At 68.8% G+C, this 10,903-nt stretch carries 11 protein-coding genes; 6 read left to right on the top strand and 5 right to left on the bottom strand.

All coding sequences use genetic code 11. The annotated features are described in order from the left end of the window. Nucleotides 1-9: 9 nt before the first annotated feature. Nucleotides 10-864 (top strand): GNAT family N-acetyltransferase, encoded by an 855-nt coding sequence (locus WDW90_RS22780; protein WP_336489748.1) that lies wholly within the window; start codon nucleotides 10-12, stop codon nucleotides 862-864. A 4-nt stretch (nucleotides 865-868) separates the two neighbouring features. Here the strand turns inward: WDW90_RS22780 and WDW90_RS22785 are convergent, their stop codons facing one another. The 5 genes from WDW90_RS22785 to WDW90_RS22805 all read right to left on the bottom strand — a co-directional run bounded on the left by WDW90_RS22785 (nucleotide 869) and on the right by WDW90_RS22805 (nucleotide 4,897). After that, entirely contained in the window at nucleotides 869-1,192 is a 324-nt protein-coding gene (locus WDW90_RS22785) for an HPr family phosphocarrier protein (protein ID WP_336489749.1), read from the bottom strand. A gap of 121 nt (nucleotides 1,193-1,313) precedes the next feature. Further along, nucleotides 1,314-1,715 carry a PTS sugar transporter subunit IIA gene (locus tag WDW90_RS22790; protein WP_336489750.1) on the bottom strand — a complete coding sequence of 134 codons (402 nt, stop codon included), beginning with the start codon at nucleotides 1,713-1,715 and terminating at the stop codon, nucleotides 1,314-1,316. 125 nt (nucleotides 1,716-1,840) lie between these two features. Continuing rightward, on the bottom strand, nucleotides 1,841-2,353 hold the full coding sequence (locus tag WDW90_RS22795; protein WP_336489751.1) for an HPr kinase/phosphorylase: 513 nt from the start codon (nucleotides 2,351-2,353) through the stop codon (nucleotides 1,841-1,843). Then, nucleotides 2,350-4,152 (bottom strand): stimulus-sensing domain-containing protein, encoded by a 1,803-nt coding sequence (locus WDW90_RS22800; protein WP_431311099.1) that lies wholly within the window; start codon nucleotides 4,150-4,152, stop codon nucleotides 2,350-2,352. The genes WDW90_RS22795 and WDW90_RS22800 overlap by 4 nt, the downstream gene beginning before the upstream one ends. A gap of 37 nt (nucleotides 4,153-4,189) precedes the next feature. After that, nucleotides 4,190-4,897 (bottom strand): response regulator, encoded by a 708-nt coding sequence (locus WDW90_RS22805; RefSeq protein ID WP_336489753.1) that lies wholly within the window; start codon nucleotides 4,895-4,897, stop codon nucleotides 4,190-4,192. Nucleotides 4,898-5,180: 283 nt separating this feature from the next. On the opposite strand from WDW90_RS22805, the gene WDW90_RS22810 reads away from it, so the two are divergent. From WDW90_RS22810 to WDW90_RS22830, 5 genes are all read left to right on the top strand, one after another. Next, on the top strand, nucleotides 5,181-5,960 hold the full coding sequence (locus WDW90_RS22810; protein WP_336489754.1) for a HugZ family pyridoxamine 5'-phosphate oxidase: 780 nt from the start codon (nucleotides 5,181-5,183) through the stop codon (nucleotides 5,958-5,960). A 157-nt stretch (nucleotides 5,961-6,117) separates the two neighbouring features. Continuing rightward, nucleotides 6,118-7,923, top strand: a complete 1,806-nt coding sequence (gene lepA / locus WDW90_RS22815; RefSeq protein WP_336489755.1) for a translation elongation factor 4 — start codon at nucleotides 6,118-6,120, stop codon at nucleotides 7,921-7,923. Between the two features lie 221 nt (nucleotides 7,924-8,144). Then, nucleotides 8,145-8,405 (top strand): hypothetical protein, encoded by a 261-nt coding sequence (locus tag WDW90_RS22820; RefSeq protein WP_336489756.1) that lies wholly within the window; start codon nucleotides 8,145-8,147, stop codon nucleotides 8,403-8,405. 94 nt (nucleotides 8,406-8,499) lie between these two features. Then, nucleotides 8,500-10,665 carry a methylmalonyl-CoA mutase gene (gene scpA, locus WDW90_RS22825; RefSeq protein ID WP_336489757.1) on the top strand — a complete coding sequence of 722 codons (2,166 nt, stop codon included), beginning with the start codon at nucleotides 8,500-8,502 and terminating at the stop codon, nucleotides 10,663-10,665. 139 nt (nucleotides 10,666-10,804) lie between these two features. Then, the coding region (locus WDW90_RS22830; protein WP_336489759.1) for a sugar phosphate nucleotidyltransferase at nucleotides 10,805-10,903 on the top strand (99 nt) is incomplete at its 3' end.

The raw sequence follows: 10,903 nt of genomic DNA on the forward strand, positions 1-10,903 counted from the left end.
GACAGCGCGATGACACCACGCCTCCAGGTGATCGAGGGCGGCCTCGCGGATGCGGGTGCGGTTCTCCCGGACCGCGGCCCGCTCGACTGGACGATCGGCCTTGAGGCGGCTGACGAGGTCGACGCTGACGCGGTCGCGGCTTGGCGCGCGCTTCTCACGCGAAGCGCCGTGTCCGAACCGCACTTCACCGATCCCGATTACCTGCTGACCGCGGCGCGCCATCAGGCGGCCGGGCAACGCCTCGCCTTCGCCTGGGCACGGCATACGGCTCGTCCGGAAACCCTGCACGGTGTCGTGCCGCTCGTCCTCCCGCGGGCGCGATGGGGCAGGCGTCAGGCGGCCCCCTGGCAGGCACCGGGTCTCGCCGGCGCCTCGCCTCACCTGATCGAGGCCCGATACGCCGTCGAGATCAGGACGAGCCTGCGGGAGCGGCTCGCGGCGGATCGATACGACCTCGCGCCCTTCGAGGCCTCGCCGACCCCTCCGACGCGACGGCCGATCCTGCAACTCGTTCGGGGTCGCGCCGCAGCACCTGCCCGCACGATCCCGGCCGGAAACATGATCGGGATCCGCGGCGAGCGGAGAGCGCCAGGCGGGACCGAGAGGGTCACGGAGCCGAGGCGCATCCGCGACGCGGTCGAGACCTTCCTGCTCCTCGATGCGAAGGCCTCGCGACGGCCGATCGTCGCCGATCCGTCGGAGGCGGCGATGGTGCGGGTGGTGACGCGGCTCTTCGCACGGCGCCGTCAAGCGAGCGTCGAGATCGAACGGATCAGGGGCGAGGTGGTGTCGGGGAGGCTGCGCCTCGGCGCGGATCAGGACGCGGTGGTCTGGCGGCAAGCCACGCTGGAAGGCCTGCGCTGACGCCTCACTCGTCCTCTCCGAACTTGGCGGCGAGGAGCCCCGCGATGGCGTCCATGCAGGCTTCGGCATCGGTACCGGCCGTCGTGACGGCGATCGAGGTGCCCTGTGCCGCACCGAGCGTCAGCAAGCCCATGATCGAGCGGCCGCCCACGGTCTCACCGGAGCGGGTCACGGTGACGGTGGCATCGAAGCGCTCGACCGTCTGCACGAACTTCGCGGAGGCCCGGGCGTGCAGGCCGCGTCGGTTGATGATCGGCAGGATCCGCAGGAAACCGCCTTCGGGTACCGGCGGCAGTTCGTCCTCGTCGGCGTCGAAGGCTTCGGTCATCGGGCTCGCGCGCTTCCTCTGGTCCGGTCCGGGCCGCGGCGGCACCGGGCGGCAAGTTGGAGCCTGGCGCCCGGAACCTGCCGGTCCCGTGGGTAATCAGATGAAAGGGGCGGCGTAAAGGCTATTTGCCGGCAAGAACGCGCGAGGCGACGTTGATGTACTTGCGGCCGGCTTCCTGAGCGTGGAGGACGGCGTCCCCGAGCGATTCCTCATCGCGGACGCTCGCGAGCTTGATCAGCATCGGCAGGTTGATGCCGGCAACCACCTCGACGGCGCCGCCGTTCATGCACGACAGGGCGAGGTTCGAAGGCGTGCCTCCGAACATGTCCGTCAGCACGACGACACCGTTGCCGGAATTCACCCGGCAAACCGCGGACATGATGTCCCGGCGACGCAGTTCCATATCGTCTTCCGGCCCGATCGTGATCGTCTCGATCTGCTTCTGGGGGCCGACCACGTGTTCCAGCGCGGCCTTGAACTCGGTCGCGAGCAACCCGTGGGTGACGAGCACCATTCCAATCATCGACGCGTTTTCCGACGCCCTGTGAGCGGAGCCGCCATTTTGTGCACCGCACGAAGATGCGCAAGGCGGTCGCGACGTTTTGCTCGAAACGACGTCATCATCATGCCATGCAAGTCGGCACCGCGCTATGGGGCGCCTGCGTCGCGGCGAAAGAGAGCAGGCGGGTGCGACTGCGAAGCAACGGCGAGCGCGTCGCGCACGAGGCGGGGCGCGAGGCCCGATCCGAGAAGGGTGCGGTCGAGGACGAGGCGGGGCAGCGTCAGCCCCAGCACCTCGCAGAAATCGCTCTCCCGCCCTGGCAGCCGGGGCGCCGTCTCGACGAGATCCACGACAAGGCGCACCACGCCCGCCTCGAGCGATGCGGTGCGATGGAGCCCCGCGCCGCGGATCTCGACGAGACCGGCGACCGTGGGGTGGCTGTGCGCGATGAGCCGCCCGTTCCGGGCCTCCAGGCGGACCCGGTCGTCGCCGACGAGAGCGGCATGCGCGTCGGCTCGCTCCGCAATGTCGAGGAGATGCAGCGCCAAGGTCGATTTGCCGGCGCCCGAAGCTCCGCGAATCAGCACGCCATGCTCGCCGAGGACGAGGCAGGTCGCGTGGACGGTCTCGGTCCGGCTGCCCTCGCGCGGCGGGCTCAAGCGGAGGGGCCCTGTCGGGGAGCGGCGGGCAGACGAACGATGAAGCGGGCGCCTCGCACGGTCGGCTCGCCCTCCTCGTCGGCCGGGCCGGGGCGGTTCTCGGCTCGGATCGAGCCGCGATGGGCCTGTACGATCTGGCGGGAGATCGAGAGGCCGAGACCCGAATTCTGACCGAAGCCCTGTTCCGGCCGATCCGTGTAGAAGCGCTCGAAGATCCGTTCGAGGGCGTGTTCGGGGATGCCGGGCCCCTCGTCCTCGCAGATCAGCTCGACCTCGTTGCGGACGCGGCGCAGGGCGACCCGGACCTTGGCATCCTTCGGCGAGAACGAGCGGGCATTGTCGAGCAGGTTGTTCACGACCTGCCCGAGCCGGCTGTCGTGGCCGACGATGCCGAAGGGGCTGTCCTGGTCGGCGGGCGCCTCGATGTCGAGCTGGATCAGGGCGTCCTTCGGGCGGCGGCGCTCGTTGGCCACCGAGACCACGGTGGTGATGAGCTTGCGCATGTCGACCCGGCGCGCCTCCGCGCGGGCGAGCTCGGCGTCGAGGCGGGACGCGTCCGAGATGTCGCTGATGAGGCGGTCGAGGCGCTTCACGTCGTGCTGGATGATCTCCATGAGGCGCCCGCGCGACTCGTCGCTCTTGGCGAGCGGCAAGGTCTCGACCGCGCTGCGCAGCGAGGTGAGGGGGTTCTTCAGCTCGTGGCTGACATCGGCCGCGAAGCTCTCGATGGCGTCGATGCGCCGGTAGAGGGCCTGGGTCATGTCACGCAGGGCGCCGGACAGGTGGCCGATCTCGTCCGTGCGGTTCGTGAAATCCGGGATCTCCTGGCGCGACTTGATGCCCATGCGCACCTTCTCGGCCGCATCCGCGAGGCGCCGCACCGGGCCGGCAATGGCGCCCGCGAGCAGGATCGAGAGCACGACCATCACGAGGGCCGCCACCAGGAAGACCTGAACGAGGCCGAAGCGTTCCGACGCGATGACGCGATCGATGGCGTCCCCTTGCGTCGACAGCATCAGCGCGCCCCGCACCGAGCCGTCGCGCAGGATCGGCACCGCCACCGACACGATGGTCTCGCCCACCTCGTTGCGGCGCACGATGTTGCCGCGTGAGCCGTTCAGCGCCGCCTGGACCTCGCGGAGCGAGCGGCCGTTGGGAGGCCCGACCTCCTCCTGTTGGCGGACGCGACTCCCGAACAGGCCCAGGACCCGGGTCTGCACCCAGTCGACGAGCCGTTCGAGGAAGTTGTGCTTCTGGGGCCGGACTGGAGCGGGTTCGGCGCGGTTGATGTCGCCGCGGGCGTAGAGCGAGCGCGTGTCGAACAGGAGGCCGCCTTCCTGGTCGTAGACGCGCGCCCGGTTGCCCGTCGGCGTCACGAGGCGGCGCAACAGCGGAGCGACGCGCTCGGGGTTGAGCGAGAAGGCGAGCGGCGACGGATTTTCGTCGCCGAAACTGCCCTCGCCGGCCTGCTGCTGAAGCAGCTTGTCGGGGTCGATCCGGATCGTGTCCGTGTCGACGGAGGCCGAGGAGGCGATCGCGCCCGCGATGATCTCCCCCTGGATCAGGAGGCTCTGCACGCGCGCCTGGATCAGCCCTTGCCGGAACTGGTTCAGGTAGAGGAAGCCGAGCAGCAGGACGATCAGCCCGACGAGGTTGAGCACCACGATCCGGCGGGTCAGGCTCGACGAGGCGCGCTGGCCGATCGCGTGCCAGAGATCGCGCGGCCAGGTCAGGGGGCCGCGGCGCACGTCTTCGTCGTCCTGGCTTCGCACGGTTTTCCCGAACTGGGGTGAGAGCATCGCTGGTGGAGGTGAGCGGCCGGCGGACCCCGCGGCCTCAGCTCTCCTTGAAGCGGTAGCCGACCCCGTACAGGGTCTCGATCATGTCGAAGTTCGTGTCCACCACCTTGAACTTCTTGCGCAGCCGCTTGATGTGGCTGTCGATCGTCCGGTCGTCCACGTAGACCTGATCGTCATAGGCCGCGTCCATCAGGGCGTTGCGGCTCTTCACGACGCCGGGACGGTGGGCGAGAGCCTGCAGGATCAGGAACTCGGTCACGGTGAGCGTTACCGGCTCGCCCTTCCACGTGCAGGTGTGGCGCTCGGGATCCATCATCAGAAGGCCGCGCTCCAGCGAGCGCGCGGCGTCGGCCTCGCGCGCAGGTGCGCCAGGACCCTCCTTCGGGGCGAAGCGGCGCAGCACCGCCTTCACGCGCTCGACGAGAAGGCGCTGAGAGAACGGCTTATGGATGAAGTCGTCGGCGCCCATCTTGAGGCCGAACAGCTCGTCGATCTCCTCGTCCTTCGAGGTCAGAAAAATCACGGGAAGGTCCGATTTCTGCCGCAGGCGCCGCAGAAGCTCCATCCCGTCCATGCGGGGCATCTTGATGTCGAAGATCGCGAGGTCCGGCGGGGAATGCTTCAGCCCGTCGAGGGCCGACGCGCCGTCCGTGTAGGTCTGAATACGGTAGCCTTCGGTCTCGAGCGCGATCGAGACCGAGGTCAGGATGTTTCTGTCGTCGTCGACGAGGGCGATGGTCGGCATGCGCGTTCCCTACTGAACGGAGGCGGCGCGGGCTAGACCCTGCCCGCTTTCCGGCTCCGGCCCCCTGTAAGGGCAGGCAAAGACACGAACGCGACCTCACCCGGGGCGGGGTCCGTTTCGCGCGGAAAGAACCCGAGCTTTAATGCCATCGTCTCGAAAAAGCGAGCGTCCGGCGTAGCTTGGCCGTATCCGGCCAACAGGTCGCGGGCGGCGGGGCTCGTGCCGCGCCTCGCCTTGCCGCTATGATCGCACACGGCGATCGCCGTTGCGGAAGGGGCAGGGGATGGACGAGAGGGCAGACGCGGTACCGCCGACGGGCGCGCGAGGCGGGCCGGCCCGGCCGCTTCCGGCTGCGGAGGCGCCTTTCGACGCGATCGGCCTCGCCCGCAACCTTCTGCGCAGCATCCGCTCCGGCGCGCTCGCGACGATCGACGCGCAGGACGGCACGCCCTTCGCCTCCCTCGTCACCATCGCGACGGATGTCGACGGCACGCCCTTGATGCTGCTGTCGCGCCTCTCCGGCCACACCCGCAACCTTCTCGCCGATCCGCGCTGCTCGCTCCTGTTCAGCCAGGGCGGCAAGGGCGACCCACTCGCCCATCCCCGCCTCACGGTGGCAGGGCGCGCCGCGCAGAGTTCGGAGCCGCGCATCCGCGAGCGCTTCCTCGCCCGCCATCCCAAGGCGAAGCTCTACGCCGACTTTCCGGATTTCGGCTTCTTCGCCCTCGAGCCGCAGGCGGGCCATCTCAACGGCGGCTTCGCTAAGGCCGCGACCCTGACCCGCGCCGAATTGCTGCTCGATCTCGTCGGGGCCGAGAGCGTGATCGCGGGGGAGCGGGGCGCCGTCGAGCACATGAATCAGGACCATGCCGACGCGCTCGCCCTCTACGCGGCGGGCGAGGGGGAGGGGGCCTGGCGCCTCAGCGGCCTCGATCCGGAAGGTCTCGACCTGATGGCGGGCGAGCGCACCGCGCGGATCGTCTATCCCGAGCCGGTGCGCGACATGGCGGCCTTGCGCAGGACGCTCGTGGCGATGGCCGCTCAGGCCCGGCAGGAGGGATGAGACGGCCATTTCCGCACAGGCGCCGCGGATCCGGGGCCGGCCCGCGCTTGGCGCGCACCTGCCGCGCTGCTATCTGCGCCCTCAACGCTTCCTGACATGAGACGGTGCGCTTGAGGTCGCCCACGGGCGGCGCTCGCGGTACCGGAGATGAGCGACGATGACCGCGTCCCCGATTCCCAACATCCGCAACTTCTCGATCGTCGCCCATATCGACCACGGCAAATCGACGCTGGCCGACCGCCTGATCCAGGCGACCGGCACCGTGGCCTTGCGCGACATGAGCGAGCAGATGCTCGACTCGATGGACATCGAGCGGGAACGCGGCATCACCATCAAGGCCAACACCGTCCGGCTCGAGTACAAAGCGGAGAACGGCCAGGATTACATCCTGAACCTGATGGACACGCCCGGCCACGTCGACTTCGCCTACGAGGTGTCGCGCTCGCTCGCGGCCTGCGAGGGCTCGCTGCTCGTGGTCGATGCCTCGCAGGGCGTCGAGGCGCAGACGCTGGCCAACGTCTACCAGGCGCTCGATGCCAACCACGAGATCGTGCCCGTCCTCAACAAGATCGACCTGCCGGCGGCCGAGCCCGACCGCATCAAGCAGCAGATCGAGGAGGTGATCGGCCTCGACGCCTCCGATGCCGTGCCGATCTCGGCCAAGACCGGCCTCAACATCGAGGCGGTGCTGGAGGCGATCGTCACCCGGCTGCCGCCGCCGAAGGGCGACCGCAACGCCCCGCTCAAGGCGCTCCTCGTCGATTCCTGGTACGACGTCTATCTCGGCGTCGTGGTTCTGGTGCGCATCGTGGACGGCGTCCTGAAGAAGGGCATGACAATCCGCATGATGGGGGCCGACGCGGCCTACGGCGTCGACAAGATCGGCGTGTTCCGACCGAAGATGGCCGATATCGGCGAACTCGGCCCCGGCGAGGTCGGCTTCCTCACGGCCTCGATCAAGGAGGTGGCCGACACGCGCGTCGGCGACACGATTACGGAGGACAAGCGTCCGACCGACGCCATGCTGGCCGGCTTCAAGGACGTGCAGGCGGTGGTGTTCTGCGGCCTGTTCCCGGTGGACGCGGCCGAGTTCGAGAACCTGCGCTCGGCCATGGGCAAGCTGCGCCTCAACGACGCGAGCTTCTCGTACGAGATGGAAACCTCGGCGGCGCTGGGCTTCGGCTTCCGGTGCGGCTTCCTCGGGCTCCTGCACCTCGAGATCATCCAGGAGCGGCTGGAGCGCGAGTTCAACCTCGACCTGATCTCGACGGCGCCGAGCGTGGTCTACCACCTCACCATGACGGATGGCAGCGTCAGGGAACTGCACAACCCGGCCGACATGCCGGACGTGATGAAGATCGAGTCGATCGAGGAGCCCTGGATCCGCGCCACGATCCTGACGCCCGACGAGTACCTCGGCGGCGTGCTCAAGCTCTGCCAGGACCGGCGCGGCATCCAGATCGACCTGAACTACGTCGGCAAGCGCGCCATGGTGGTGTACGACCTGCCGCTGAATGAAGTGGTGTTCGATTTCTACGACCGATTGAAGTCGATCTCGAAGGGCTACGCCTCCTTCGACTACCACGTCTCCGACTACCGCGAAGGCGACCTCGTGAAGATGTCGATCCTCGTCAACGCCGAGCCGGTCGACGCCCTCTCGATGCTCGTGCACCGCACCCGCGCCGAGTCGCGCGGCCGCGCCATGTGCGAGAAGCTGAAGGACCTGATCCCCCGCCACCTCTTCCAGATCCCCGTTCAGGCGGCGATCGGCGGCAAGATCATCGCCCGCGAGACCATCCGGGCGCTCTCCAAGGACGTCACCGCCAAGTGCTACGGTGGCGACATCTCGCGCAAGCGCAAGCTCCTCGACAAGCAGAAGGAGGGCAAGAAGCGCATGCGCCAGTTCGGCCGGGTAGAGATCCCGCAGGAAGCCTTCATCGCCGCCTTGAAGATGGACAGCTGAGCCGGGATCCGTTCCGGCGCCTGCACGAGCGCGACCGGCATCTCCTCCCGCGCAGGAGAGGCGGGCGGCGCGTCCGATACGCCCGCGCGTGGGTCCGAACCGTTCCCCTCCGTGATCGCGCCGGGGGCGCGAGCCTCCGATCCCGCCGCGGGCGCGCCGCCTTGACGGCGCGATGCGCCGCGGCATCATCCTGTCCGTGCTTCCGCCGGGAGGACCCGCACGTGGAGGATTTCAAGGCCGACCTCCGCCGTCAGATGCGCGAGATCGACATCGCCACGGGCGCCGCGGCGGATGCCTGCCTTCCCGGACTCCTGCGTCGGCTGAAGCATCACGAGGTGCGGCTCGCGCGGGCCGGGCTGCCGCTCCTCGGCCTCTACCGGCGATGGCGCATCCGCCGGCTCAGCCTCGCCATCGCGGAGGCGCGATGGCACGTCGAGCAGGGGCGCCTTGCCCGCATGGGCGGGCTCGCGGCGCGCCGCTGATCGCTTCGCCGGTCCGTTCGTCCTTGGGGGAGTAGCACCGCGGGGGGCCTTGCCTATAATGCGCCGCAATTCGAGCCCCCGCACGAGCGAGAGCATGACGTCCCGCATCCCCGATTTCGCGATCCTACCCTACGAGGCCGAGGCCATCGTCGCGCCCGCTCCACCGGCCGGCGAGCCCTGGATGACGCCCGAGGGCATCCCGGTGAAGACGCATTACGGGCCGGAGGATCGCGCCGGTATCGAGTTCCTCCACACCTATCCGGGCGTCGCGCCCTATCTGCGCGGGCCCTATCCGACGATGTACGTCACGCAGCCCTGGACGATCCGGCAATATGCCGGCTTCTCGACGGCCGAGGATTCGAACGCCTTCTACCGGCGCAACCTCGCGGCCGGACAGAAGGGCCTGTCGGTCGCCTTCGACCTCGCGACGCATCGCGGCTACGATTCCGACCACCCGCGCGTCTCCGGCGACGTCGGCATGGCGGGCGTGGCGATCGACTCGATCTACGACATGCGCACGCTCTTCTCGGGGATTCCCCTCGACGAGATGACCGTGTCGATGACGATGAACGGCGCGGTGCTGCCGATCCTCGCCCTCTACATCGTGGCCGCCGAGGAGCAGGGCGTGCCGCCGGCGAAGCTCGCCGGCACCATCCAGAACGACATCCTCAAGGAGTTCATGGTCCGCAACACCTACATCTACCCGCCCAAGGGGTCGATGCGGATCATCTCGGACATCTTCGCCTACACCTCGGCGAACATGCCGAAGTTCAACTCGATCTCGATCTCCGGCTACCACATGCAGGAGGCCGGAGCGACGAACGACCTCGAGCTCGCCTACACGCTCGCCGACGGCGTCGAGTACATCAAGGCGGGCCTGGCCGCGGGGCTCACCATCGACCAGTTCGCCCCGCGCTTGTCCTTCTTCTGGGCGATCTCGACAAACTTCTTCATGGAGATCGCCAAGATGCGGGCGGCCCGTCTGATTTGGGCGAAGCTCGTGAAGGATTTCGAGCCGAAATCCGACAAGTCGCTGCCGCTGCGCACCCATTCGCAGACGTCCGGCTGGTCGCTCACCGCCCAGGACGTGTTCAACAACGTCACCCGCACCTGCATAGAGGCGATGGCGGCGACCCAAGGGGGCACGCAGTCACTCCACACCAACGCGCTCGACGAGGCGCTGGCGCTGCCGACCGATTTCTCCGCCCGGATCGCGCGCAACACGCAGCTCTTTCTGCAGCAGGAGAGCGGCACCTGCCGGATCGTCGATCCCTGGGGCGGCTCCTACTACGTGGAGCGCCTGACGAAGGACATCGTCGACCGCGCCTGGGAGCACATCCGCGAGGTCGACGCGCTCGGCGGGATGGCCAAGGCCATCGAGGCCGGCATCCCGAAGCTTCGCATCGAGGAGGCGGCGGCGCGCGCCCAGGCCCGGATCGATTCCGGTCGCCAGACGATCGTCGGCGTCAACAAGTACAAGCCGGACGACGAGCGCGCCATCGAGCTCCTGCGCGTCGACAACGGCAACGTTCGGACGCTCCAGATCGACAAGCTGAAGCGCCTGCGCGCCGAGCGGAACGAGGCCGAGGTCGGGAGCCGGCTGGAGGCGCTGACGAAGGCCGCCGACGGCGAGGGCAACCTCCTGGCGCTCGCGGTCGACGCGGCGCGGGCGAAGGCGACGGTCGGCGAGATTTCCGAGGCCCTGGAGAAGGCCTGGGGCCGGCACCGGGCCGAGATCCGCTCGATCTCGGGCGTGTACAAGCGTGAGGTGGGTGGCATGTCGCCGGTGGTTGATGAGGTCCGCAAACTCGTCGAGGCCTTCGAGGAGAACGACGGGCGCCGCCCGCGCATCCTGGTCGCCAAGATGGGGCAGGACGGACACGACCGCGGCCAGAAGGTCATCGCCTCGGCCTTCGCCGATCTCGGCTTCGACGTGGATATCGGCCCGCTCTTCGCGACGCCTGCCGAGGCCGCCCGCCAGGCGGTGGAGAACGACGTGCACATCGTCGGCGTCTCCTCGCTCGCCGCCGGCCACCTGACGCTGGTGCCCGAGCTGAAGACGGCGCTCGCGGAAGCGGGACGCGACGACGTGATGATCGTGATCGGCGGCGTCATCCCGCCGGGCGATTACGAGGCGCTTTACCAGGCCGGCGCGTCGGCGATCTTCCCGCCCGGCACCGTGATCGCCGAGGCCGCCGTCAAGCTGATCGGGGAGTTGAACGAGCGCCTCGGCTACGCGTCGCGGCAAGCGGCGGAATAGGCGCGGCTCGGTACGCCGGCCGGCCCGCGCCGTTCGCGAAATCGACACGGTTCGCTGAAATGGGTCCGCTCTCGCAGAGGCGAGACCCGATCGGCCGCACGACGCTCCCGATCGGCGAGGCGGATACCGGGGGCGAGCGATGTCGGAGAGTGGCGCGGGCTTGATTTATCCTGTGATCCTGTGCGGGGGGTCTGGCACGCGGCTTTGGCCGGCCTCGCGGGAGAGCATGCCCAAGCAG

The organism is Methylobacterium nigriterrae, assembly GCF_037106235.1.
In the GTDB taxonomy this organism is placed as follows: domain Bacteria; phylum Pseudomonadota; class Alphaproteobacteria; order Rhizobiales; family Beijerinckiaceae; genus Methylobacterium; species Methylobacterium nigriterrae.